The sequence below is a fragment of the Subtercola sp. YIM 133946 genome (assembly GCF_036553535.1).
Taxonomy (GTDB): Bacteria; Actinomycetota; Actinomycetes; order Actinomycetales; family Microbacteriaceae; genus Subtercola.
Genome location: NZ_JAZHPE010000024.1, coordinates 30358 through 56124, shown reverse-complemented (window position 1 = coordinate 56124; position 25767 = coordinate 30358). Strand labels below are relative to the sequence as shown.

Sequence of the window (25767 nt, the reverse complement as noted above, 5' to 3'; positions counted from 1 at the left end):
GCGCTACCGCGACCCGCGGCCCGGGCCGCCCGACCGCGCGCGACCTCGGCGCCGCCGCTGCCGCGACCCGTTTCCGGGGGCGCCCGACCCCCGCGCGCGACCCCCGTGCCCACCCCACCCGCCCCCACACCTCGGCTCTGCACAGGTTCGCCGGCGACGGGCGGCAGTGTCGGTGGCGACGGATACGATTGGTGCCATGGTCACAGCCCTCTACCGACGCTACAGGCCTGAGACTTTCGGCGAGATGATCGGCCAGTCTCAGGTGACTGAGCCCCTGATGACTGCGCTGCGCACCAACCGGGTCAACCACGCCTACCTCTTCTCGGGCCCGCGCGGCTGCGGCAAGACCACTTCTGCGCGCATCCTGGCCCGTTGCCTGAACTGCGCCGAGGGCCCCACCGACACGCCCTGCGGTGTTTGCCCCAGCTGCGTCGAACTCTCGCGCGACGGTTCGGGCTCGCTCGACGTCGTCGAGATCGACGCTGCATCGCACAACGGGGTCGACGATGCCCGTGACCTCCGTGAACGCGCCGTCTTCGCGCCTGCCCGAGACCGTTACAAGATCTTCATTCTCGACGAGGCGCACATGGTCACGCCGCAGGGCTTCAACGCGCTGCTGAAGATCGTCGAAGAGCCGCCAGAGCACATCAAGTTCATCTTCGCCACGACCGAGCCCGACAAGGTCATCGGCACCATCCGGTCGCGCACCCATCACTACCCCTTCCGCCTCATCCCGCCGGCCCAGCTGCTCGAGTACGTGCAGGCGCTCTGCGAGATCGAGGGCGTCGCCGTCGCTCCCGGCGTGCTCCCGCTCGTCGTTCGCGCCGGCGGCGGATCTGCGCGTGACACCCTCTCCCTGCTCGACCAGCTCATCGCGGGCTCCGAGAGCAACCGCATCGAGTACGAGCGCGCCGTCGCCCTGCTCGGCTACACGCACGCCTCGCTGCTCGGCGAGGTCATCGACGCCCTGGGCAACCACGACGCCGCAGCCGCCTTCGCGGCCGTCGACCGCGTCATCCAGACCGGCCAAGACCCCCGCCGCTTCGTCGAAGACCTGCTCGAACGCCTCCGCGACGTCATCATCGTCGCCGCGTCGAACTCCGCCGAGGGTGCCGCCGCCGTGCTGCGCGGGATGCCCAGCGACGACATCCTGCAGATGCAGCAGCAGGCAGGCCTCTTCGGGTCGGCCGAGCTCTCGCGCACGGCCGACATCGTGAACGCTGCGCTCACCGAGATGACCGGAGCCACCTCCCCCCGCCTGCACCTCGAACTCATGATCGCGCGCGTGCTCGTTCCGGCCAGCGACGACTCGGCGCGCGGCGCTCTCGCCCGCGTCGAGCGCCTCGAGCGTCGCGTCGGTGTGGGTGCCGGGGTCGACCCGGTCGCGGCGGCAACTCCGTCGCGCGTGATCGAGTCGCCCGCGGCGCCGCCTGCTGCGGCCTGGCCATCGGGGGCGCCCGCTGCGTCGTCCGCGACGTCGCTCGCGGCGGGTGCGACATCTGCGCCGCCCGCCGCGTCGTCGTCTTCAGCGTCGCCCGCTGCTGCTGCGGCGTCGTCCGCTGCTGCGGCGTCGTCCGCTGCTGCGGCGTCGTCCGCTCCGGCGCTCGCTCCGACGTCGTCGTTTGTGGCGCCGGGGTCGTCGTCGCCGTCTGTGGCGCCCGGGTCGTCGTCATCCTCGGCGGTGCTCGCGTCGTCGTCGTCCGCTGGGGCGCCGGGGTCGTCGCCGTCTTCCGCGCTCTCGGCCGCGTCTGGTTCTTCAACTCCTACCGCAGTTCCCTCGCCATCCGCGCCGGCCACGTCCGCTCCCACTCAACCCGCCACCTCGACAACTCCCGCATCGGTCACCGCCCAGCAGCTCAAAGACGCCTGGCCCGAGATCCTCGAGGCCGTGCAGAAGACCAAACGCAGCGCGTGGATGGTCGTCTACACCGCCTCGGTGCGCGCCCTCGACGGCGACGTGCTCACCCTCAGCTTCCCCAGCGAGAACGACGTCGCCAGCTTCAAGCAGCAGCAGGCCCCCGGCCAGGGCGTCAGTGAGTACCTCCGCCAGGCCATCCTCGACATCATCGGCCTCCGCGTGAAGTACATCGCCCGCGTCGACGCCTCAGGCTCCACCGCCCGCACCGACTCCGCCGCGCAGCCCGCCCCTGCCGCGCCACCGGCCCCGCCCGCTCCTGCCGCGTCGCCCGCCCCGCCCGCCCCTGCCGCGTCGCCCGCCCCGCCCGCGGCGACCTCCTCTCCGTCAGCAGCGCCCAGGTCCGCTTCCGATTCGCAGGCTCTCCCCGCCGACCCGAGCCCGGCTACGCCTGCGTCCGCTCCAGCGGCATCCGCCCCCACCGCGGTCAGCAGCCCCCAGGCGGATCCCACCCGCACCTCACAGCGCACGCAGTCGCCGCGAGCCAGTACGAGGTCGGCGACGGGCGGCACCGCCCCGGCCGCCCCCACATCCCCCACCACGGCATCCCTCACCACGGCATCCCTCACCACGGCAGCCCCCACCACGTCGTGGCCGACCGTCACCATCCCCACGTCGGCACCCGAGCCGGGTGACGATCCAGTGCGCGCCGGCTCCATCACAGTCGACATCCCTGCCGCCGCCGATGTTCCCGACGATCTGCCCGATGACATCCCCGAGGGGTCGATCGCCGAATACGAGGAGGGCGAGGGCTGGTTCGTGCCCGGCGACGACGTTCCGGTTGCCGACGGGCCGACCGACTTCGATCCGTCTGACCTGCGCCGCTCGAGCCCGGGCAGCGGCGGTTCGTCTGCCTCTTCGTCTGTGGCCGCCCAGCCCCGGGCATCCGTCGCCGAGAACCCTGCCACGCCCATCGCAGCGGCATCCGTCGCCGGAACGCCCCCGGCCGCAGCGCCCGCCACCGGCGGCGCCGTCTGGGTCGACCCAGCCTCGATCGCGCCCACCGCGACGAGTGCTGCCACCGGAGCGCAGCCGGGCGTCTCGAGCGCCACCGGCGGTGCGGATTCTGCGCCGACCGCGGCATCCCGCGCTGCGGTCCAGCAGCCCGCCCCGCCCGCGGCCCAGCAGCCCACCCCGGCCGCCACCCAACAGCCCACGCCGACCACGCCTAGCGCGGCCCAGCAGCCCACCCCACCCGCCACCCGCGCCGCCACCCCCACCCGCCCCACGCCCCAGTTCGGCGAGAAGCAACGCTACGGCGAGGCCGTCGTGCGCGAGATCCTGGGGGCGAGCTTCATCGAGGAGCGCCCCGTCGCCCCCCGCGGAACCGCCGCCCCCGGCACCCAGAGCCGGGAGGGCTAGCCCATGTACGAAGGCATCGTTCAAGAACTGATCGACGAGCTCGGCCGGCTGCCCGGCATCGGGCCGAAGTCGGCGCAGCGCATCGCGTTCCACATTCTGCAGACCGAGACGTTCGACGTCACGCGTCTCGCGGAGGTGCTGCTCGAGATTCGCGACAAGGTGCACTTCTGCTCCATCTGCGGCAACGTCGCCGAACAAGACCTCTGCTCGATCTGCCGCGACCCGCGCCGCTCGCTGAACGTCATCTGCGTGGTCGAAGAGGCGAAAGACGTGGTCGCCATCGAACGAACCCGCGAGTTCCGCGGCCGCTACCACGTGCTCGGCGGAGCCATCAGCCCCATCGACGGAATCGGCCCCGACAACCTGCGCATCCGCGAGCTCATGCAGCGCCTCGCCGACGCCACCGTCGAAGAGGTCATCATCGCCACCGACCCGAACCTCGAGGGCGAGGCCACGGCCGCCTACCTCTCGCGGCTGCTCACCACGCTCGAGATTCGCGTCACCCGCCTCGCCTCCGGCCTCCCCGTCGGCGGAGACCTCGAATACGCCGACGAGGTCACCCTCGGCCGCGCCTTCGAGGGCCGCCGCCTGGTCGAGCGGTAAGGGCCGCCCGGGCCATGCGTTGGCGTCCCCCCACCCCGGGCCGGCCCATCGAGCCGGGCCCGCCCCTGGTGCCGCGCACCACGCCGCCCGCCTCACCGCCCGCGCCTCCGTCTGCGCCGTCTCCGTCTCCGGATGCCGCGCCCACCCCTGAGCCCGCGCCTGCGGATGCCGCACTCACCCCCGAGCCCGCGCCCGCGGATGCCGCACCCACCCCCGAGCCCGCGCCCGCGGATGCCGCGCCCACCCCCGAACCCACGCCCCGGGATCCGGCGCCCAACCCCACGCCGGCGACTCCGGATGCCGCACTGTCCGACACCGCGCCGAACCCGCCGTCACCCCAGCCGCCCCAGCCTGCCCACCTCGCCGACCCCGAATCGAGCCCGATGAGCGACCACCCCTCCGCCCCGAGCGCCGCGACGCCCCCGCCCTTCGCCGCACCCGATCCCACCGCCGACGCAGAGACCACCGTGCCCGCCGCCGCCGAGTCACTGCCTGTCGCGATCGCCGCCGGCCGAGCATCCGACACCCCCACCTGGCTCGGCGACCCCACCCTGCTCGCCGCCTTCTGGCGGTATGAGCGCGCTCTGATGACGAACGACATCGCGGAGCTCGACGTGCTGTTCGCGCAGAGCCGCCTCACCGTGCGCAGTGAGGCGGGGTCGGCGTTGGTCGGGCACGACGAGATCGCGGCGTTCCGCGCGGGGCGCCCGCCGGTGCCGCAGCGCTACCTGCGGCGCATGCACCTGCGCCCGATCGATGAGAACACGGCCGTCATCGTCGCCGAAACGGTGCGCAACGACAACGGAACCGGCTCGCAGACACAGCTGTGGCAGCGCCCGAACCCGGCCGCCCCATGGGCCGTCACCGTCGCCCACGTCTCGACCGTGCCCGGTGTGCAGTTCGGCACCCGGGAGCTCTCGCGCGCCGACGAGCGGGCCATCTGGGCGACGCCTGCCGAGCGGCGTCCGTTGATCGCGTCGGCGGCACACCCGAACAACGCTGCCGAGGTGGGGCCGCTGGCGGGCGTCCGCGTCGCCGTCAAAGACCTCTTCGCCATCACCGGCGAGATCATCGGCGCCGGCACTCCCGCGTTCGCCGCCGGCCGACGCCCCGAGACCGAGACCGCACCGGCCGTGCAGGCCCTCATCGACGCCGGCGCCGAGATCACGGGCCTCGCCCAGACCGACGAGCTCGCCTTCTCCATCGCCGGAACCAACGTGCACTACGGCACCCCACCCAACCCGGCGGCTCCCGGCCACATCTCGGGCGGGTCGACCAGCGGCCCGGCCTCCGCCGTCGCGATGGGCCTCGCCGACCTCGGCCTCGGAACCGACACCGCCGGCTCCATCCGCGTACCCGGCTCCTACACCGGACTCTTCGGCCTCCGCACCACCCACAACGCCGTCTCGCGCGCCCAACTCATCGGCCTCGCCCCGAGCTTCGACACCGTCGGCCTGCTCGCCCGTGACCTCGTCACCCTCGAGCGCGGCGTCGCCGCCCTCCTCGCCACGGGCGACCGGATGCCCGGGGCCCCCTTCCCGCCGGCCACCCCTGCTCAGACCTCCGTCGGCGCCCACGGCGCGGCGGCCACCGGCGCGCAGCCCGCCGGTGACGGCAGCGTCGCATCCTCCTCAGTGTCTCCGGTCGGCGGCTCCACGACCGACACCGCGCTCACGACCGACACCGCGCCTACCACTGACACCACGCCCACGACCCCCACCCCGACCGGCACCGCCGCCCCCACCCCCATCACGCGCATCCTCATCGACCCGGCACTGGTGGCGTTGGCCGACCCCGCCACGCGGCTCACGTTCGAGGCCGCCCTCCGTGCCCTCGCGCTCAACGCGGGGCTGCCGGTACAGACCGCCGAACCCAGTACAGCCCTCGACCCCGGCGACCTCGAGCGCTGGTTCGACGCGTTCCGGCTCGTGCAGCAGTTCGAGGCCTGGGCCGGAGACGCCGACTTCGTCACGGCGAACCCCACCGCTCTCGACCCGGCCATCGCAGCGCGGTTCGCCGCCGCCAGCACGATCACCGAGCAGGCGGCGGCGGATGCCCGCAGCATCCTCGCCCGGGCGACCTCCGTGCTCGAATCCGTCGTTGCTCCCGGTACCGCACTCGCCCTGCCCTCGACGTCATCTGCTGCCCCGTCGCTCTCGGCAGACCCCGCCGAGATCGACCGCGTGCGCGCGGCGACCCTGCGCCTCACCTGCCTCGCGTCGCTCTCGGGCCTTCCCGCCCTCACCCTTCCCTACGGACGCGTCGGAACCCTCCCCACCGGGCTCTGCCTGATCGGCTCCCGCGGCGCCGACCTTGCCCTTCTCGCGGTCGCTAACGCTCGCTCCTGAGCCACCTTCAAGCCGTTTCTCGGTGTTGCATCATGAAATACGTCGCGTCAGGTCGTATGCGGGCCTGCTGAGCCGTATTTCATGCTGACCCGGCGCGTCCGACGCCGCACCCCTGCCCCCGGCACTCAGCGGGTCAGGCCGCGCCGAGGCTCCGTACCAGGGCCCCGAGGTCGTCTGCCGCCAGGGGCACCCGCGTGCCACCCGTCACCAGCTCCGAGAAACCGCCGTCGTTCGCCATGATGGTGATCGTGTAGAGCTTCTCGGTCGCCGATGCGTTCACGATGCGGTGCTCCGACCCGGGCTGCAACGTCAGCACGTCGCCCGGCACGAGCGGCACGACGGCGTCGTCGGAGCGCGCCTCGGCCGTGCCCGCCAGCACGATGAAGATCTCGGCCGACTCGGCGTGCGAGTTGAGCGGCTGCGCCCCGCCCGGCCGCCAGATCTCGAGGAAGACGCTGGTGGAGCTGCCCTGCGCGGGGCCGGCGAGCTCCGCGAGCACGACCGTGTCGTCGGGGCTGATCAGAAACCCCGGAAGGTCGGCGACATTACGAATGACAGGTGCTGCTCCACTCACGGCGGTTCTCCTCAGGTTGTCCATCGCGCGACTCAGGTTGTCCATGGCGCGACCGCGATACTGCTGCAGCCTAGGAGGCCAACGTTTCGCGAATGTGTCGTTCGGGCATCCCGCACCGAACCCGCCCCCCGCACCCGACGACCCGTAACACGCAGCCCCGCCCCAGCCCGCCTCACCTAGAATGAGTAGTCGTCTCGTCGGCACCGACCCGCGAGCGACGCATCCCGAAGCAACCCCAGGAGTACGCCCGTGGCCTTGATCGTGCAAAAGTTCGGCGGATCATCCGTCGCCGACGCCGAGAGCATCAAGCGCGTGGCCAAGCGCATCGTCGAGACCCGCAAGGCGGGCAACGAGGTGGTGGTGGCCGTGAGCGCGATGGGCGACTCCACCGACGAACTGCTCGACCTCGCCCACCAGGTCACGCCCATTCCGGCTCCGCGCGAGCTCGACATGCTGCTGACCGCCGGCGAGCGCATCTCGATGGCGCTGCTGGCCATGTCGATCAAGAGCATGGGCCACGACGCCCGCTCGTTCACGGGTAGCCAGGCCGGCATGATCACGGATGCCCGGCACGGCCAGGCCCGCATCGTCGACGTCACTCCCACCCGCGTTCGTGCGGCTCTCGACGAGGGGGCCATCGCGATCGTCGCCGGCTTTCAGGGCTTCAACCGCGGCACCGGCGACATCACCACCCTCGGCCGCGGTGGATCAGACACGACCGCCGTTGCCCTCGCCGCCGCGTTGAGCGCCGACGTCTGCGAGATCTACACCGACGTCGACGGAATCTTCACGGCCGACCCGCGGGTGGTTCCGCGTGCGCACAAGATCGACCGCATCACGAGCGAGGAGATGCTCGAGCTGGCCGCGAACGGGGCGAAGGTGCTCTATATTCGCGCAGTGGAATATGCCCGGCGCCACGGCGTGACCCTCCACGTGCGGTCGTCGTTCAACAACAACGACGGCACCATCGTGTACAACGAGGCCGGTGCCGGTGGGCTCGGCGGGGGAGCGGATGCCGTCGGCGCGGGTTCGGGCGCCCCGGCCTCGTCGAACACGGCCGCCCTGCTGGTCATCCCGAACCGTGGCGTGGGCGGCGCAAGCCAGGCCTCCGGCCAGATCACCTCTGAAGAGAACAGCGAGAAATCCGTGGAAGAGCCTCTCATCGCCGGCGTCGCCGCCGACCTCAGTGAAGCGAAGATCACCGTCGTGGGCGTGCCCGACATTCCGGGTAAGGCCGCGCAGATCTTCAACATCGTCGCCAAGACCGGCGCGAACATCGACATGATCGTGCAGAACGTGTCGGCCGCGGCCACGGGGCTCACCGACATCTCGTTCACGCTGCCGAAGTCAGAGGGGCAGCAGGTGCTCACCACGCTGACCTCGTCGCAGCCGGAAGTGGGGTTCGCGTCACTGCAGTACGACGACCAGATCGGCAAGCTCGCGCTCGTCGGCGCCGGGATGCGCACGAACGCGGGCGTCTCGGCGAAGCTGTTCACGGCGCTCTATGAGGCCGGCATCAACATCGAGATGATCTCGACGAGCGAGATCCGCATCTCGGTGGTCACCCGGGCCGACACGGTGAACGACGCCGTGCGCGTGGTGCACACTGCGTTCGGCCTTGACTCCGACACCGAGGCGGTCGTGCACGGCGGCACGGGCCGCTAGGCACCATCCCGCCAATGGCCCTCGGTTTGCGCAAAAGCACGGAATAACGCCCCATAGCGACCCTTTGCGCACAATCGACGGGTTGCCGGCGACGGGAACCTGACGCTCAGCCGCCGACCGCGAGCAGCGCCAGCACACTCGACGCATTGAACAGGATGTGCGCGACGATGCCCGCGCCGAGCCGCCCCGTCGACACCGCCAGCCGCGCGTTCACCAGCCCCAGAAACAGGGTCGCCCCGCCGAGAGCCAGCGCCGACGCCCACGACGACGACTCGTACAGGTGCAGCGCCATGAACACCACAGAGCTCACCAGAATCGCCACCGTGTTCGCCAGCCGCAGCCGGGCCGGGTCGAGCGCATAGCCGGCCGCATCCACCGACCCCGGCGCGGTGCGAAGCACGCGGTTGCGGATGCCCCGCAGCACCAGCCCGCGAAAGAACACCTCCTCGACGAACGGCCCCAGAAGGCAGGCGAAGAGCAGGGCGTTCAGCACGATCCAGAACGTGTCGGAGTCGAGCGTCAGATTGCCCTGCACCGGCGTGTCGCCCGCCAGCCGCTGCGCCGCGACCGCGAAGAAGACCGCGATGAGCTTGGCGGCGATCGCGGCGGCGAGCCCGAGCAGCAGGTCGACCCACCGGATGCGCAGCCCGATGTCGGCGCCCAGCGAACCCGATCCGCGCCGCCGAACCACGAGCACCACCACGCCGAACATCGCCCCGTAGCCGAGCACGTTCGTAACGAACTGGGCCGCGCTCGCATTCGGAATCACGCCGAAGACGTACAGCGCCACCCCGACTGCCAGCGCAACGACGAACGCCGCCAGCCCCACGACACTGCTCGGGATGCCCCACCGCACCAGGTACCCCGGCACCGCCGTGGGTGCCTCCGTGAGGGCAGCGCCCCCGGTGCTCGTGCCCGTCCCCGCGGCACCCTGCGCGGTGGGAGTCGGCACCGCACCCGCCCCCTCGACCCCACTCGCGTCGGGAGGCCACGCTGCCGCGGCGGGGTGTGCTTGCGGCGGCGGTGTTGTGGTGGGCTGCGCGTGGGTTGGCGGTGCGATGGCGTCTGCTTGCGGCGGCGGTGCTGTGGTGGGCTGCGCGTGGGTCGGCGGTGCGACGGCGTCTGCTTGCGGCGGCGGTGTATTGGCGGGCTGCGCGTGGGGTGGCGGTGCGGCGGGGTGTGCCTGCGGCGGAGGTGCCGTGGCGGGCTGCACTTGGGGTGGCCGTGCGACGGCGTCTGCTTGCAGGGCCGATGCTGTAGCGGGGCGGTCTTCGGGCGGCCGTGTCACCGCGGGGTGGGGCTCGGGATGCTGCGGTGGCTCCGCGCCGATTTCGCTCATGAGGCACACTAACCCGGGCCGAGCATCCGTCGCCCCCACCGGCAGCGCTCTGCCGGGCCCGCCACCCACCGCCCGACCCGCAGCACACCGTCGGGCCCGCCATCTGCCCGTCGTCGGGCCCGCCGCAACACAGGGCAGCGCTACCGGGATGCTTGGTAAAGTGAACGTTCGAGCAAAAGGAAGAGTGCAGTGGGCAATTCAGCGCAGAGCAGCAACAGCAACGACCAGGACACCGTAGACGCCAGCGCCCACGCCAGTGCCGGCACCGCGCCCGTCGGCCTCAACGTCGGCGTCGTCGGGGCCACCGGTCAGGTCGGCAAGGTCATGCGCCAGCTGCTCGATGAGCGCGACTTTCCGATTGCGAGCATCCGCTTCTTCTCCAGCGCTCGTTCTGCAGGCACGACGCTGACGTTCCGCGGTGCGGAGATCACCGTCGAAGACGCCGCCACGGCTGACCCCGCCGGCCTCGACATCGCCCTCTTCTCGGCCGGCGCCACCGGCTCGAAGGCCCTCGCGCCGAAGTTCGCCGCGGCCGGCGTCACAGTCATCGACAACTCGAGCGCCTGGCGCATGGACCCGGAGGTTCCCCTCGTGGTGAGCGAGGTCAACCCGCACGCCATCGACCAGGCCGCCAAGGGCATCATCGCCAACCCCAACTGCACCACCATGGCCGCCATGCCCGTCTTGAAGGTGCTCGACGCCGAGGCCGGGCTCGAGCGGCTCATCGTGAGCACCTACCAGGCCGTCTCGGGCAGCGGGCTCGCCGGCGCCGAGGAGCTCGCCACGCAGGCCGAGGCCGCGGTCGCCTCGGGTAACCTGCTCGGTCTCGTACACGACGGTTCGGCCGTCACCCTGCCGGCGCCCGTGAAGTACGTGGCGCCGATCGCGTTCGACGTCATTCCGTTCGCCGGCAATCTCGTCGACGACGGTCTCAACGAGACCGACGAAGAGAAGAAGCTGCGCAACGAGAGCCGCAAGATCCTCGAGCTGCCCGACCTTCTCGTCAGCGGAACCTGCGTGCGCGTTCCCGTCTTCACCGGCCACTCCCTCTCGGTGAACGCCGAGTTCGCCCGCCCGATCAGCCCTGAGCGCGTCGCCGAACTGCTGGCTACGGCACCCGGTGTGTCGCTCGTCGATGTTCCGACGCCGCTCGAAGCGGCCGGCAAAGACCCGAGCTTCGTGGGTCGCATCCGTGCCGACGAGGGTGTTCCCGGTGGCCGCGGCATCGCGCTCTTCATCAGCAACGACAACCTGCGCAAGGGTGCCGCACTCAACGCCGTGCAGATCGCCGAGATCTTCGCTCGTCGAGCTGCGGATGCCTCGGCCGCCGCCTCCTCGTCGACCTCCGTCGCGCCCGCCCTCGTCGGCGGCTGACGCACTTCCCGCTCGGGCGGGCTGGCGCGGCCTCACCCTCGGTGCCGCCTCCTGCCCCCGCGGCTGACGAAGCTCTTGCGGTCGGTCGAGTCGCCCGGGGCGGGTGTACCGCTGGCGGCGGTGCGCGGGTCGCGCCACAATGGTGGCATGACCGACTTCAGCGATCCTCAGACCGCCAACCTCCGACTGGCGAACGCCGAGCGCGACGAGGCCGTCGCGCAGCTGAACGCCAACCTGCGTGAGGGCCGCATCGACGAGCAGGAGTTCGTGAAGCGCTGTGCAGTCGTGCGATCGGCCGTGACGCGGGGAGATCTTGCGCCCGTGTTCGGTGACCTGCCCGCTGCACCCCCCGCTCCGCCCGGCCCGCTCGCCGCCGGGGCGCCCGGGCCGGGGCCGGGCATCGCCGGTTTCGGCTCCCACCCCGGGGGAGGGCCGGGTTCGCATACGCCGCCCCCGCCCGCATCGGTGGGCCCGCCCCCGCCCTCACCGCCGCTACCCGACAGCGGGCGCAGGGGCCCGCTCGGCGGAACCGCCGGCACGGTGGCGGTGTCGCTCGCCCCACTGGTCGCGCTCATCCTGTTCTTCCTGACGGGCGCGTTCCTCAGCTGGAACTTCAGCTGGCTCTGGTTCATCCTCGTTCCGGTGGTGTACATCATCGTCTACGGCGCCGGCACCCGCGATCGTCCCGGTCGCGACCGCTGACCCCGGGGGTCGAGCGCGACGCAGAGGTGTTCGACGGCCACGCCCGGCATGACTCGTGCAGCCCTTGACTTAAGTGAGGGATGCTCAGCTAGACTCGCTGGCGATGACAATCCTCCTCCTCACCCTCCTGGTCGCCGTCGCGTGGTGCGCCGTGGCCGTCGTGGTCGCCCTGTTCCTCGGCCGGATGATCGCCCAGCGCGACCGGTGGGCCCCCGCCGCCCCCGCTCCAGCAGCTGCATTCTCGCCGACCGCACCGGCCACGCCGACCGCACCGGCCACGCCAGCCGCACCGGCCACGCCAGCCGCACCGGCCACGTCGGCCACATCAGCCACATCAGCCACATCAGCCGAGTCAGCCGAGTCAGCCACACCGGCCACATCAGCTGCGCTGACCGCACCAACCACCTCAGCCGCGCCGGCCGCGCCGGCCGCGTCGGGGCGTAGCGCGGCACGCGGCCGAGTCGGCCCGCGATGCGCGCGGCTCGACGCACAATGCGCGATACATTGTGAGCATGACTGTTCAGCTGCCGTTCGCGCATCGGCAGACGCCTTCGACGCGGCGGGGGTGACGCCGTCGTGGCGCCCCCGTCGAGCCGTGCGGAAGACCCCGCCCCAGCGGCCCCGCCAGACCAGCACCTGAGCGACGCCACGCCCCCCGCCACCCCGACACCCCCGCCATCGACGCCCCAGTCATCGACAGCCCAGCCATCGACAGCCCAGCCATCGACAGCTCAGCCATCGACACCCCAGTCATCGACAGCTCCGCCGGCCGCGACGCCCCGGTCATCGACACCTCGGTCGTCTACGACCCCGTCACCCCGGTGGTCCTCATCATCGGCGACGCCCAGCGCAACCTCCGTCCTCCCGCGCTCGCCGCGCACCGCTGACCCACGTGCGGCTGCGGACCAGCCCACCCCAACCACCGTCCTCCCGCGCTCGCCGCGCACCGCTGACTCGCGCCCGGCCTCGGCGCGGCCATCGCCCACGCCCACCGTGCGGCCGACGCGCACCGCGTCGCGGCACATCGCGGGGTCGTACTTCTTCGTTCCGCTGGCCGTGATCGCCGTGGCCATCGTGGTGCTCGGGGTTGTGCAGGCCATCCAGCAGTTCGCCGCCCTCGCGGCCGCCACCACCCCCGGCGCTGCGGCAGCAGCCAACGCCGCCACAGCCGCCACCAACGCCGCCGCCACAGCCGCCACCAACGCCGCCACAGACGCAGCGGCCAACGGCGGCGCCATCGCCGCCCAGATCGCGGCAGCGACCGCCCCCGCCGACTTCCTCTACCTCGCCGCCCTGTTCATCAGCACGGCCCTCGTCACCGACTTCCGCCTGCCGGTCGGCCGGCTCTCGAACCTGCCCTCGGTCAGCACGGCCGTCGCGCTGCTCGCCACCGCCAACCTCGGCGACCAGCTCTTCGTCTCGCTCGCCGTGTGGATTCTCGGCTTCTTCTGCGGCGCCCTCTTCAACTCGCGCGACATCATCGTCTCGGTCTACGCCTCGGGCCTCGCCGCCCTGGGCGCCCTCGGCTGGAGCCTGGTGATGCGCATCCCTGCGCCCGTCGGGCCCGCGACCATCCTGTTGGCCGTCGGCGCGACGATCGTCTACCTCGTCATCGTTCTGTCTGTCGAGTTCGCCCGCCAGCGTGGCCGCTGGGGCCGAGACGCGACGTTCGGGCTCGACGAGCTCAGCCTGCGGCGCCTGCTGGTGATCCTCGTCTTCATCGCAGGGCTCTCGGCCGTTCTCTCGTTCGGCTACATGACCATCTACCCCCTGCTGGTTGCGGCCGAGCAGAACCACCGCGGCGCGATCATGCTGCTCATCGTGGCGGCGGTGATCTTCGCCTTCGCCCGCCTTCGCCAACTGCACGGCCTGCAGCGCCGCCTCAGAGGCCTCACCGATGCCGCCCTCACCCTGCCCTGGACAGACCCGGCCAGCCTCTCGCCCGCAGACGCGGGCTGGTCGGCACCCGTCACCGATTCGGGCGCAGACCATCTCGCGAGCATCCTGAAGCAGCGCGCCCACCAGGCCGTGAGCGCCGACGGCATCGAGATCAGAACCGACCCGCCCGGCGCGAACGAGATCGGTTTCGTCGTGCGCCTGGCTCCGGATGCCCAGGGTTTCGTTGTGGCCACGCGCGAGTTGGGCGGCGCCCCCTTCACCCGCGAAGACGAACGGGTGCTCGAGGCGCTCGCCCACCTCGCCACCGAGGCCGCCCGCGTGACCGAAGACATGGCCGACCTCACGCTGCGCGCCAACAGCGACTCGCTCACGAGCCTGCCGAACTACATCGCCTTTCGCCAGGCCCTCGTGGCGGCGAACGAGAACCGGCCGTATTCGGGCGCGATCGCGGTGCTGTTCATCGACCTCGACAGCTTCAAGAAGCTGAACGACCGGCACGGCCACCACGTGGGCGACGTGATGCTGGTCACCGTGGCCGAGAGGCTGAAGGCGACGGCCCGCCCGCACGACATCGTGGCCCGTGTCGGTGGCGACGAGTTCGTCGTCATCCTCACCGCCCTGAAGTCGCTGGCCGAGGCGAAGCAGCTCGCCGAGCACATCACCGCGCAGACCAGCGCTCCCTTCGTGGTCGACGAGACGCCCCCGATCGAACTGCGCCCGCTGCTCAGCGTCGGGCTCGCCTACTCGGCCCACCGCGAGACCGACCCCTCTGCCCTGGTCATCGACGCCGACCGCAGCATGCTCGCGGTGAAGAAGTCGCGCCACCAGGGTGGCCCCGCAGCCGAGAGCACCATCAACATCTCGCCGCACCGTTCGGCGCGCATCAACGACATCGTCGCGGGGGCGATCGACGACGAGCGACTCTCGGTGGCGTTCCAGCCGATCGTGAACATGGCCGAGAACCGCATCTGGGCCTTCGAGGCGCTCGTGCGCTACACCGACCCCGAGCTCGGCGCCATCTCGCCCGGCGCCCTCGTCGAACGCGCGAAGAGCCTCGGCCGAATGGATCAGCTCACCCGCCAGGTGATGGCCAAGGCGATGAGCGGCGCCCGCGCCATCCAGCTCATCGAACCCACCATCTCGACCATCGCCGTGAACCTCGAGGTGGGGCAGATCACCGATGACCACGTCGGCGCGTTCGCGAAGGAGATCGCCGGCCGCTACCCCACCATCTCGCTGTGTCTCGAGCTGAACGAGCGCTCGCTGCGGCACGTCACCGACGACCTGCGCGCCCAGGCCCAGGTTCTGCGCGACCTCGGAATCATCATCGCCCTCGACGACTACGGCTCGGAGAACTCGTCGGTCGGGTCGCTCGTTCGCATTCCGATGGACATTCTGAAACTCGACCGCAGCCTCATCGACGACACCGGCGACATTCGCCAGCGCGAGGTCGTCAAAGCACTGCAGGGCTTCAGCGACGCCCTCGACTACCTGACGATCGTCGAGGGGATCGAGAGCGCCGCCACCGCCGATGTGCTGCGCGGCGTGGGGGTGCGAAACGCCCAGGGCTTCTACTACGGGGTTCCGTCGACCTACGAGCAGACCATCGCCCGGCTCAGCAGGCACGGCACGGCCGCCGTCGTTTCGTAGGCGTTACAGCATCGTTTCGCCTCGACCCCTCGTCGCGAATCGCATCATCGCGCCTAGGGTTTGCCAGTAGTATTCGAAAGCAGGGGGTACCCGTTGGGGGGTAAAGATTCTCGTAGGCATCTTCGCTACCCCGCAGCACTGAACCGTGTCAGCCAGGAATCTGTTGCCAGGTACCTAACTCTTCGGATGGTCAATGAGCGTCTTCTCGAATTCACCCCGCCGCACCGCCGCACCATCGCCGGGTGACTCCGAGCGCGCGCCGCGTCGCGGCCTGCGCTTCGCGTCGCTCACCGGCGCGGCCCTGCTGCTGGCGCTCGCACCGCTCGCCGCAGCGACCTCGGCTTCGGCCGCGACCACGGCCTCGGCAGCGACCGCCGCGACCACGGCGACCGCCGCGGCGACGACCGCCGCGACCACCGGCGCGTCAGACTCCGTGCGCACCCTCGGCGGCGCTCCCGACTTCTCCGGTATCGCGGCTGACGCGCCCGGCACCCTCTCGTTTCCCACCACCACCACCGTTCCCGCCGACGGCAGCGCCGTCTTCGTGAACCTGAACGTCCCGGCCGGCCTCACCCCCACGAGCATCACCGGAACGATCACCCCCGTCACCCCGGCCACCCCCGCGTCGGGCGGGTCGTCGACATCCTCGGCCGCCGCGACGGCCGGGTCGCTCATCGCCACCGTGAACGGCGTCACCCTGCAGACCCTCGACCCCACGGTGCCCGGCACGCTGACGCTGCCCCTCACGGCATCCGATGTGGTCGACGACGTGCTCACCATCGGCCTCACCTACACCACCGCCTCAGCCCTCGACAGCGCGGTCTGCACGGTGCCGTCGAGTGCCAGCGTCTCGCTCGCAGACCTCGTGCTGAGTTACGGCGGCGACGCGACGCCGCCCGCCACCGTGGCCGATTTCCTGTCGCCGAGCCTCACCGCTGTCGCCGTCGAGATTCCGGATGCCCCCTCGGGCGGCCTCGAACAGGCGGGCCTGGCAACCGTCGCCGCGCTGGCCCACGCGCTGCCCTCGAGCGTCGACATCACGCTCTCGACCGCGGGCGACGCCGGCAGCCGCGCGGCCGTCACCCCGTCTCGTGGCCGCATCATCGTGCTGCAGGCCGCGACCGACGGCTCGAACGCCGCCACCACCGCGCTCTCGACCGACGGCGCCACCGATGTTCCGACCCTCACCATCACCGGCCCCGATGCGGCGCTCGCCGAAGCCGGGGCGGCTCTCGGCTCGGCCTACCTGGCCCTGGCGAACTCGGCCGACACCACCGGCCTCAGCCAGACCGGCAGCGCCACGCCGGCGCTCACCCAGAACCTGCAGTACTTCGGGTCGCCGAGCCAGATCTCGCTCTCGGGCTACGGCCAGTCGTCGTCGTTCACGAACGTTCCGCAGGCGTCATTCGGCGGCCCGATCAGCTCGGCCTCGGTGCACCTCGTCGGCATGCACTCCGACATCCCCGATTCGGTGATCGCCACGGCGAACGTGTACTGGAACAACTTCCTCATCGGTTCGCAGGTGCTCGGCCACGACACCCCGATCGACATGACGCTGCCGGTCGACGGCACTCTGCTCACGTCGGCGAACGGCCTGTCGATCCAGCTCAGCGCGGTGCCTGTCACCGGCAACTGCTCGGGGCCGGCCAGCCTCATTCCGATCCAGCTGTTCGTCGACGCGAAGGCCTCGACCGTGGCGGCGGTTCGCGGCCAGACCATCGATCCCGGCTTCGAGCGCTTCCCGCAGGTGCTCGGCGGGGTGCTGCCGGTCGCGTTCGACACCGGCGCGTCGACCGACGCCGCGGTGTCGAGTGCGGGCAGCATCGTCGCCTCGGTGCAGCGCAACTCGAGCATCCAACTCGCCGTCACGGTGGTGACACCGGGCGACTTCATCGGCTCGTCGCAGTCGGGCCTGTTCGTCGGCGCCACGTCTGACGACTCGAATGCGCTGCAGTCGCCGCTGCGACTCGACGGCTTCAAGGCGATCGACTCGAACGCCGTCTCGTTCGGCGTCGGAACCACCGAGCCCTACGCCGCGCTGCAGGCCTTTCAGACCGGCGGCCGCAACGTGCTGATGCTCGGCGGCTGGTCACCGAGTGCCGCGACCGCCGACGTCGACGCGCTGCAGGTGCAGGCCGCGAGCTACACCACGAGCAATCCGAACGGCTGGTTCGGTCTTTCGGGCGACATTCTCGTGGCGCAGCCGAACCAGGCCGACCCGGTGCTCATCTCGAGCAACGCGATCGTTCCACAGACCGCCGTCACCGACGACTACCGCGGCTACGCCGTGTGGATCGCCGTCGTCGCCATCGTGCTGATTCTGGCTGGGGTCATCGGCGAGATCGTGCGCCGCCGCCGCCGGTCGAAGCTGAAGAAGTACGTGGATGCCCAGCTGGTCGCCGAGGGCGCCGCCACCGACCAGGCCGACCATGCCGACCGGGCCGCACCCGGCGCTCCCGATTCGCCCGCGAGCACTGACCAGAAGTAGCCGTGCCCTCACTGACGAAGCCCGAGACGCCCGCAGAGGAGTGGTCTGACCCCTCGGCGGGCTCCGAGCTGCGCCTGCCGAGGCCCGCGGCACCGGCTACCGAGCACACGCTCTTCGCCGCCTGGCTCATCGCCCGCTGGGAGTCGCTCGGGGCACCGACCGCCGGCCGCCGTGTTCCGGGCACGATGGTGGTCGCCTTCGCCGCCCTCGCCGTGGGCGTCGTCGCGGTCGCGATCACCACCTCCTCGGGCCTCAACATCGCCTATGCCGACGCTCAGAGCCACCTCACCATCTCGCGGCGCCTGTTCGACAGCATGGCGCCGGGCTTCACCCAGCTCGGCACCGTGTGGCTGCCGGTGCCGAGCCTCGTGCTCGTTCCGTTCGTCACGAACCTGTGGCTCTGGCACACCGGACTCGCGGCCGGACTGCTCGGCCTCATCTGCCTGATGGGCACCGCCACCGGCGTCTACCGCATCGCCGCCCGCATCGGCCTCGGCCGGGCGGCACGCATCATCGGTGTTCTGCTGATCATCGCCAACCCGAGCATCCTGTACATGTACACGACGGCACTCACCGAGCCGGTGCTCATCGTCTGCATGATGGGCTGTTTCGCGGGCCTGGCGCACTGGGTGACCAGCAAGCGCAATTTGCAGGCCGGCGAGATGATGGTGTTCTGCGGGCTGCCCGCCGCCGGTGCCACGCTCTCGCGCTATGAAGGCTGGGTGCTCGTTTTCGCGGGCACGCTGCTCGTCATGTGGGTGTCGTGGCGCAAGAAGCGGCTGTGGCGGTACTGCGTGAAGATGGGGCTGGCCTTCGCCGCGCTGCCCGGTGTGGCCATCGCGTGGTGGCTGGTCTACAACTACACCGTGTACGGCAACCCGCTCGAGTTCGCGAACGGCCAGTACTCGGCGTCGAACCTCCAGAAGGCGACCGCCGACGCCGGCCTCCTCGCCTACACGCACAACGCCGGGCTCACGCTCTACACCTACAACTGGTCGGTGCTCGAGACCGCCGGCCTGCTCACTGTGCTGCTCGGCCTCGCCGGCGCCGTCGTTCTCGCCTACACCCGGGGCCTGTCGAACGAGGCCCTCGTCGTGTGGATCATGGGCGTCGCCTACGCCTTCTCGCTGCTCAGCCTCTTTCTCGGCCAGACGCACATGAACAACGACCACTCGCTGCCCCAGAACTGGTGGAACAGCAGATACACCCTCGCGGTCATCCCGTGGCTGGCCGTGCTCGCCGCGGTCTTCGTCGACTCGGTCAGAAGACAGCGGTTCTGGATGCCCGCCCTCGCCGTTCTCGGCCTGGCGCTCATTCTGCAGACCTCCTGGTGGGCCGCCGACCCCACGCGCTCGTCGGTGATCGCCGAGGCCGACGGCTACGTGCAGCTGAAGGCCGCCAGCGGGGCGACCGCGGCGGCGGCGTACCTGCGCGACAACTACGACGGCGGCGACGTGCTGATGGACGAGTCGGCCGCCGGCAGCGCCCTGCTGCCCGAGATCGGCATTCCGCTCGTCGACTACTACAACCGATCCACGGGCGAGCTGTTCACCCAGGCCATCGCCAACCCCGCCACTCACGCCAAGTGGGTCTTCGTGTCGACCGCCGACGCCCCCGAGCTCTCTGAGACGGGTGTCGCCGACCTGGTCTACGACTCCATCAAGAAAGACCCGTCATTCGGCGCGTCGTACCGGGTCGTCTTCGACCAGGGCTCGTACCGAATCTACGAGCGGATAGACAGTTGACCGAGACCACCTCACGTGCTGGCGCCCCCGGGCTGGCGGGCGCGACCGGCCGCCACGGCTCTGGCGAGCGCGGGCCGGGGCGCATCGGCGAGATCCTCATCGACGCCGGCCTGATCGACGAGAGCGAACTCGCGGATGCTCTGGCCCTGCAGCAGCGCGAGGGCGGCCTCATCGGGCGGCACCTCATCCTCTCGGGCGCGGTGACGCGTCGTGAGATGTACGACGCCCTGGCGACCCAGTGGAACGCGCCGCTCGTCGACCTCCTGGCGGAACCGCCCGAGGCCGGGCTCCTCTCCGTCGTACCCCCCGAAGACCTCGTCGAGGCGGGCTGGGTGCCGTGGAAGCGGTCGGGGTCGGGGGCGATCATCGCCACCACCGTTCCGCCGACACTCGAGCTGATCGAGTCGGCCCGTGAGCAACTGGGCGTCAGCGACATAACGGTGCGCACCACCACCGACTGGGATCTCAACCAGGCCGTCGAGGCGGCGTGCCGAACGCAGCTGCTCTTCGGGGCGTCCGACGCCCTCGCCACGCATTCGAGCGACGAGTCGGCGAAGTCGGGGCTGCGGCGCTGGCAGCTCATCGTGCCGGGCGTGTTCGTGCTGCTGGTCATCCTGGGCTGCGTGCTGAGCCTCACGACGACGCTGATCGTGGTGCTGACGGCAGCGAACATCCTCTTCGCCATGAACATCGTCTTCAAGGTAGTGGCCGGGTTCAGGGCGCCGTTCAACAACCGCGACAAAGAGCGCTGGTCTGACGAGGTGGCGCTCGAGCGGGTGCGGCGCGGGCTCAAGCCCCTGCCGTCGCGCATTCCCGACAACGAGCTGCCCGTCTACACGATTCTGGTGCCCGCCTACAAAGAGGCGAACATCATCTCGAAGCTGCTGATGAACCTCGGCGCCATCGACTACCCGAAGGCCAAGCTCGAGGTCATGGTGCTGCTCGAAGCAGACGACGAAGACACCATCGCCGCAGTGCGCACCATGCGGCCGCCCGAATACGTGCGCATGGTCATCGTGCCGCCCGGCGGGCCGCAGACCAAACCCCGCGCCTGCAACTACGGGCTCTCCTTCGCCCGGGGCGAGTTCGTCGTCATCTACGACGCCGAAGACCGCCCGAACCCGTCGCAGCTGCGCGACACCGTCGCCGCCTTCAGGCAGGACGAGTTCGAGCGCACCTATGTCGACCCCGAGCAGAAGAAGCTCGTCTGCCTGCAGGGCGCGCTGATCTACTTCAACGCCGACTACAACGTGCTCACCCGGCTGTTCGCGGTGGAGTACGCGGCATGGTTCGACTCGATGCTGCCCGGCCTCGACCAGTCGCACCTGCCGATTCCGCTCGGCGGCACCTCGAACCACTTCGACACCAAGGTGCTGCGGCAGCTCGGCGCGTGGGATCCCTACAACGTCACCGAAGACGCCGACCTCGGGCTGCGGGTGGCCGCGCACGGATACCGCGTCGGCGTGGTGAAGGCGTCGACCGCCGAGGAGGCCTGTGCCGAGGTGGGCGCGTGGATCCGGCAGCGCACACGGTGGATCAAAGGCTACATCATGACGGGGGCCGTCAACACGAGGCATCCCATTCGCTGGTTCAAAGTCAACGGCATCCTGGGCGCCCTGTCGCTCGTGGCGCTGATTCTCGGCACCCCCATCGCGTTCATGCTCTACCCGCTCGTGCTGGGTTTCACGGTGTTCACCTACATCGGGGTGCAGTTCATCGGGCTGAATCTGCCCGACTGGCTGATCGTCGGCGGAACGGTGAACATGCTCTTCTCCAACGGCATGATCATTCTGATCTCAGGTATCGCCGCGTGGAACCGGTACAACTGGCGGGTGGCGATGTTCGCGCTGCTGAACCCCGCCTACTGGATTCTGCACTCGATCTCGGCCTGGCGCGCCGCCTGGCAGATCGTCTTCAGCCCCCACCACTGGGAGAAGACCCCGCACGGCCTCACCGAGGAGTACGAAGACTCCGCCTTCGAGGGCAACTCCCCGGCCTGACCCCCCGCCCCCCGCCCGCCCCGCCGCCCGCCCCCACCCCATGGATCACAAAAACCGTCCCAAACTCCTCGCGTCAAGACGCTTTTCGTGATCCATCCGCCGCCGCGAGCGCGTCGGCGAGGTCGGCGAGAAACTCCTCGGGGGCACGGAAGAGCCCGTGCTTTCGAACGGTCAGCTCGGTGAAGCCGGCTCGTCGGATGCGGGCGTGACGCCGGGCATCGTTCTCGTAGACCACGTCGTCGGTGCGGTGTTGCTCGCCGTCGTACTCCACGACCAGGCGCGCCTGCGGGTACAGCATGTCGACGCGGGCGATCCAGATGCCGTTGTGGTCGCAGATGTCGACGTTCAGCTGTGGTTCGGGCATCCCCGCTCGTCGAATCAGAAGCCTCAGCAGGGTTTCGGGGCGAGACTCGGCCCCCTGCCGCATCAATGCCAGGGCCTCTGTCGCTCGGCGCTTTCCCGGCCCCTGGTACGCGCTCACGCGGGAGAAGAGGTGCGCGGCAGATGTGTGCGGGCGCCGTTCGCCCAGTGCTTGTCTGCGCGGCGAGAGGATGAGGTGATCGCCGACGGCTACAAGGTCGTCGAGCCCGAGCAGCGTCGCACAGTGGATGAACGTGGTCGCCGGATCGCTGACCGGAAGACCATGACGCCGCCACACTTCGACCTTCGGGTACTTGATCTTGTGGCCGACGACACCGCGGGCACGGCTCTCGCCGTTCGGGGCGGGAATCGCGACGTGTACCTTGGCCGTGGGTGCGTACCTGCCGGGCAGCGGACAGTCCCAGAGCGCCGCTGCCGTGAGGTGGCTGAAGAACTCTCCGTCGCGAATGCGTGGCATGAACGCGCGGCACCTGTCGACCACCGTCGCGTCGGCGCTCGTCAGGCTGCGTACGCCGCTGAACGGTCTCGCGAGGTCGTGCGACCGGAGTCGCTTCTCGCTCAGGCCGGCATCCTGCGCCGCGCGCACGTGGAACGGCGCGTGGCCGAGGTCGATAGGGATGGGGACGCGTCGTGGCATCCGCCCATCCTGCTGCACGCGCCGCACCGCCCCCAGACTTATCCACACCCCCCTCAGCCCCCGCCTCGTCCCCGCCCCCCTCGCCTCGTCCCCGCCCCCTCGCCTCGTCCCCGCCCCCACCCCCGTCAGTGTGGATCACAATAAGCGTCCGAAGCGGAGGGCCTTGGGACGGTTTTTGTGATCCATCCGCTTGGGGGCGGGGGGAGGGGGAGGGGGGAGGGGAGGGGAGGGGGGGAGGGGTCAGAAGTCGAGTTTGTTGAAGAGGGGGGCGGGGATGGTGCGCACCACCGCCATGATGAGCTTCCACTTCAGCGGCGCATAGACGACGGGCCGCCCGGCGTTGACGCCTGCCACGATCTCGCCGGCCACCGCCGCCACCGGCGCCAGGCCCTTTTGCGGCAGCGCGGCCGTCATCGGCGTCGCCGTCGGGCCGGGCTTCACCAGAACCACTCGCAGCGGCGACCCGACGAGGCGATGCTGCAGCCCCTCGGTCATCGCCTCGATGAGGGCCTTTGCCGCACCGTAGATGTAGTTCTTGCGCCGCCCGCGGTCGCCCGCGACCGATCCGAGCACCGCGATCGTGCCGGCCGTCATCGTGTCGGCGCAGGCCTCGATCCAGAGCGAGGGCGACACCCCGGTCACCGTCAGAACGTCAGCCGCCGCCGTGAGCGAAGCCTGCGACACCTCCTGCTCGGTCATCGCACCGTGCGCGACCAGAACGGTCAGCCCGGCGCCGGCGGCCGCCCCTGCCGAGCCGGCGCCCGCAAACCCTTCGACGGTGGCCGAGATCGACGACGCCGACACCAGGTCGACGACCGATGTCGTCACCACCGCAGCCGGAAACCGCACCCCGAGGTCGGCCGCGATGCGCGCCAGGCCCTCCTCCGACCGCCCGATCAGCAGGGCAGTGGATGCCCCACCCTCCAGCCACAGCCGAGTGCACTGCTCGGCGATCGCGCTCGTCGCGCCGACCACCACCACGTCGGTCGGCCACACCCCGGAGTTGCCCCGCGAACCCGAAGCGCCGGCACGAGCACCAGCACCAGACCGACCACCGGCACCGGCCCGCGAACCGGCCCCCGATTTACCCGAAGTAGACATCTAGCTCCCCAACAATCGTCGCGACATCTCCGAGCTCATGCCCGGGTCTTTGTACTGCATGAACTCCTGCCAGCGCGGGTATCCCGCCTGAAACAGCGGCACGGGCATCCGCGCGTCTTTGGCCAGGTACAGCCGCCCGCCCGCCTGCGACACCACCGAGTCGAGCCGCGCCAGCAGCGCCAGCGTCGATTCGCCCAGGTTCGGAAAGTCGATGGTCAGATTCACCCCGGGCCGCGGGTAACTGAGCATACCGATCGGCTCGCGGTCGCCCATCGTCTTGAGCACCCCGAGGAACGACCCCTGCCCCGACGCCCGCACGTGCCCCAGCATCTCGGCGACGGCCTCGACCCCCACCGGGCGCGGCAGCACGCACTGGTGCTGGAAGAAGCCGCGCGGGCCGTAGGCCTTGTTCCAGTCTTGAATGGCGTCGAGCGGATAGAAGAACGGCTTGTAGTGCACCACCGACGACCCGAGCGACAGGTGCTGCATGCGGTAGTAGGCACGATTGAGTGCCGGTAGGGTCGCCTTGTTCACGAGCGAGAACGGCGGCACGACCGGAAACGTCGGCCCGCCGCGCACCCCGCCCAGCACCGTGGCGTCTCGCGGCAGCGGCCGGTGCGGCGACGGTGTCACGTTCGCCCGCGACAGGATGCCGCGCCGCCCGCCGTCGGTGGTGATGTCGATCCACGACACGACGTGCTCGAACTCGGCCTCGGAGTCGTCAGAGATCGAGAAGAACTCGGGCAGCGACTGGTACGCGATGTTCTCGGCCAGCAGCCACGGCCCCGGCACGCGTTTCAGCCGCAGCGAGACCTCGACGATCAGCCCGGTCAGCCCGAGTCCGCCGCAGGTGGCCACGAACCATTCGCGGTTCTCGGTCGGCCCGCACACGATCTGGCTGCCGTCGGTGCGCACCAGCGTGATCGATACGACGTGGTCGGCGAAGGTGCCGCGAGTGGAGTGGTTCTTGCCGTGCACGTCGTTCGCGACGGCGCCCGCCACGGTGACGACCGAGGTGCCGGGCGTCACCGCGAGCATCCACCCCTGCCGCGAGAACGTCGCCTGAATGTCGCGCAGCAGCACGCCCGGTTCGCAGGTCAGGATGCCCGTCTCGGCGTCGAACGCCAGAAAGCGGTTGAGGCCCCTGGTGTCCCACAGTGTTCCGCCGGGGTTCAACGCAACGTCGCCGTAGCTGCGCTCCATGCCGCGCGTGATGCCCGGTGCCGTGCGCGTCAGGATCTCTGGCGCGGCAGCCGCCGACGTGATGGCGACGACGTCGTGTTCGGCGTCGCTCAGCCGCCCCCACGACGACACCTTCTGACGGCTCGCAGCGCTCACCGCGCACCCGTCCCGCTGGTTGAGTAGCGCGCACCCGTTCCGCGGGTTGAGTACCGCGCACCCGTTCCGCTGGTTGAGTAGCGCGCAGCGCGTATCGAAACCCCGCTCACAGTGAATTGACCCCGCTCTTGTCTTCTCGAAACGTGATGTTCTTGTCGAGGAAGTACTTGATGACGTACCCGATGCCCAAGCCGATTATCGCACCGGTGTACTTCGCGGCCGCGGTGCCGAAGGCGAAGTAGGCGCCGAACTCGAAGCCCCAGAAGATCAGGGTCGTGATGCCGCTCATGATCGTGTATAGGCCGAGCGTTCGGGCCTGGTGCTTCATGCTCTTCACCTCGTACCTGAAGATGAAGCGCTTGTCGAGGATGTACTTGGCGACGACGCCCACGCCGGTGCCGACGATCACAGAGGCGACCAGAGAGACCGAGCTGGCGATGCCCAGCGCGGTGCCGGCGATCTCGACGAGAAACTGCGAGCCGAGGTTCGCGGCGGTCGAGATGGCGGCGAAGAGCACGTACAGGGCGCTGGTCTTCACGTGCCGCCTTCCACACAACTACGATTGGCTGTGAACCTCCAGTTTGTCATAACGGCTCGCATCCCGCCGTGAGCCGAACCGGTTCCATGTTCAGGGGAAACACGAGTC

General features: G+C 70.3%; 17 protein-coding genes. 11 read left to right on the top strand and 6 right to left on the bottom strand.

Annotated features, from left to right (window positions below):
• Positions 1-196 precede the first annotated feature (196 nt).
• From V3W46_RS09730 to V3W46_RS09720, 3 genes are read left to right on the top strand one after another with little or no spacing between them, the layout of a single operon-like run.
• Positions 197-3277, top strand: a complete 3081-nt coding sequence (locus V3W46_RS09730) for a DNA polymerase III subunit gamma and tau (RefSeq protein ID WP_331782909.1) — start codon at positions 197-199, stop codon at positions 3275-3277.
• Positions 3278-3280: 3 nt separating this feature from the next.
• Positions 3281-3880, top strand: a complete 600-nt coding sequence (gene recR / locus V3W46_RS09725; RefSeq protein ID WP_331782908.1) for a recombination mediator RecR — start codon at positions 3281-3283, stop codon at positions 3878-3880.
• Between the two features lie 14 nt (positions 3881-3894).
• Positions 3895-6228: an AtzH-like domain-containing protein gene (locus V3W46_RS09720; RefSeq protein WP_331782907.1), complete on the top strand. Its 2334-nt coding sequence runs from the start codon at positions 3895-3897 to the stop codon at positions 6226-6228.
• A 133-nt stretch (positions 6229-6361) separates the two neighbouring features.
• Here V3W46_RS09720 and V3W46_RS09715 read toward each other — a convergent pair whose 3' ends face one another.
• Entirely contained in the window at positions 6362-6802 is a 441-nt protein-coding gene (locus tag V3W46_RS09715; RefSeq protein ID WP_331782906.1) for a cupin domain-containing protein, read from the bottom strand.
• Between the two features lie 249 nt (positions 6803-7051).
• Between V3W46_RS09715 and V3W46_RS09710 the strand changes: the two genes are divergently transcribed.
• Positions 7052-8467: an aspartate kinase gene (locus V3W46_RS09710; protein WP_331782905.1), complete on the top strand. Its 1416-nt coding sequence runs from the start codon at positions 7052-7054 to the stop codon at positions 8465-8467.
• Positions 8468-8573: 106 nt separating this feature from the next.
• Here the strand turns inward: V3W46_RS09710 and V3W46_RS09705 are convergent, their stop codons facing one another.
• Positions 8574-9419 carry a CPBP family intramembrane glutamic endopeptidase gene (locus V3W46_RS09705; RefSeq protein ID WP_331782904.1) on the bottom strand — a complete coding sequence of 282 codons (846 nt, stop codon included), beginning with the start codon at positions 9417-9419 and terminating at the stop codon, positions 8574-8576.
• Between the two features lie 576 nt (positions 9420-9995).
• Here V3W46_RS09705 and V3W46_RS09700 point away from each other — a divergent pair.
• The 7 genes from V3W46_RS09700 (at position 9996) to V3W46_RS09670 (ending at position 21664) form a co-directional block, all read left to right on the top strand.
• Positions 9996-11180, top strand: a complete 1185-nt coding sequence (locus tag V3W46_RS09700) for an aspartate-semialdehyde dehydrogenase (RefSeq protein WP_331782903.1) — start codon at positions 9996-9998, stop codon at positions 11178-11180.
• Between the two features lie 147 nt (positions 11181-11327).
• Complete coding sequence (locus tag V3W46_RS09695) at positions 11328-11882, top strand: DUF1707 SHOCT-like domain-containing protein (protein ID WP_331782902.1); 555 nt, start codon at positions 11328-11330, stop codon at positions 11880-11882.
• 204 nt (positions 11883-12086) lie between these two features.
• On the top strand, positions 12087-12326 hold the full coding sequence (locus V3W46_RS09690; RefSeq protein WP_331782901.1) for a hypothetical protein: 240 nt from the start codon (positions 12087-12089) through the stop codon (positions 12324-12326).
• A 549-nt stretch (positions 12327-12875) separates the two neighbouring features.
• Positions 12876-15431 carry a putative bifunctional diguanylate cyclase/phosphodiesterase gene (locus tag V3W46_RS09685; RefSeq protein WP_331782900.1) on the top strand — a complete coding sequence of 852 codons (2556 nt, stop codon included), beginning with the start codon at positions 12876-12878 and terminating at the stop codon, positions 15429-15431.
• Between the two features lie 193 nt (positions 15432-15624).
• Positions 15625-17919: a hypothetical protein gene (locus V3W46_RS09680; protein ID WP_331782899.1), complete on the top strand. Its 2295-nt coding sequence runs from the start codon at positions 15625-15627 to the stop codon at positions 17917-17919.
• A 2-nt stretch (positions 17920-17921) separates the two neighbouring features.
• On the top strand, positions 17922-19664 hold the full coding sequence (locus tag V3W46_RS09675; RefSeq protein WP_331782898.1) for an ArnT family glycosyltransferase: 1743 nt from the start codon (positions 17922-17924) through the stop codon (positions 19662-19664).
• Entirely contained in the window at positions 19661-21664 is a 2004-nt protein-coding gene (locus V3W46_RS09670) for a glycosyltransferase (protein WP_331782897.1), read from the top strand. Before V3W46_RS09675 ends, V3W46_RS09670 begins: the two co-directional genes overlap by 4 nt.
• A 73-nt stretch (positions 21665-21737) precedes the next feature.
• Here V3W46_RS09670 and V3W46_RS09665 read toward each other — a convergent pair whose 3' ends face one another.
• From V3W46_RS09665 to V3W46_RS09650, 4 genes are all read right to left on the bottom strand, one after another.
• A complete protein-coding gene (locus tag V3W46_RS09665; protein ID WP_331782896.1) occupies positions 21738-22682 on the bottom strand; it encodes a DUF559 domain-containing protein in 945 nt (314 codons plus the stop codon).
• Positions 22683-22922: 240 nt separating this feature from the next.
• Positions 22923-23783, bottom strand: coding sequence for an SDR family NAD(P)-dependent oxidoreductase (locus V3W46_RS09660; protein WP_331782895.1), 861 nt, complete (start codon positions 23781-23783; stop codon positions 22923-22925).
• Positions 23784-25121, bottom strand: coding sequence for an FAD-binding oxidoreductase (locus tag V3W46_RS09655; RefSeq protein ID WP_331782894.1), 1338 nt, complete (start codon positions 25119-25121; stop codon positions 23784-23786). It lies immediately after the preceding gene.
• 106 nt (positions 25122-25227) lie between these two features.
• Positions 25228-25659 carry a GtrA family protein gene (locus V3W46_RS09650; RefSeq protein ID WP_331782893.1) on the bottom strand — a complete coding sequence of 144 codons (432 nt, stop codon included), beginning with the start codon at positions 25657-25659 and terminating at the stop codon, positions 25228-25230.
• Positions 25660-25767 lie beyond the last annotated feature (108 nt).

Coding starts and splice junctions, on each gene's coding strand:
- V3W46_RS09660 (WP_331782895.1), bottom strand. CDS start 23,783: ATGTCTACTTCGGGTAAATCGGGGGCCGGTTCGCGGGCCGGTGCCGGT.
- V3W46_RS09680 (WP_331782899.1), top strand. CDS start 15,625: ATGAGCGTCTTCTCGAATTCACCCCGCCGCACCGCCGCACCATCGCCG.
- V3W46_RS09695 (WP_331782902.1), top strand. CDS start 11,328: ATGACCGACTTCAGCGATCCTCAGACCGCCAACCTCCGACTGGCGAAC.
- V3W46_RS09720 (WP_331782907.1), top strand. CDS start 3,895: ATGCGTTGGCGTCCCCCCACCCCGGGCCGGCCCATCGAGCCGGGCCCG.
- V3W46_RS09665 (WP_331782896.1), bottom strand. CDS start 22,682: ATGCCACGACGCGTCCCCATCCCTATCGACCTCGGCCACGCGCCGTTC.
- V3W46_RS09730 (WP_331782909.1), top strand. CDS start 197: ATGGTCACAGCCCTCTACCGACGCTACAGGCCTGAGACTTTCGGCGAG.
- recR (WP_331782908.1), top strand. CDS start 3,281: ATGTACGAAGGCATCGTTCAAGAACTGATCGACGAGCTCGGCCGGCTG.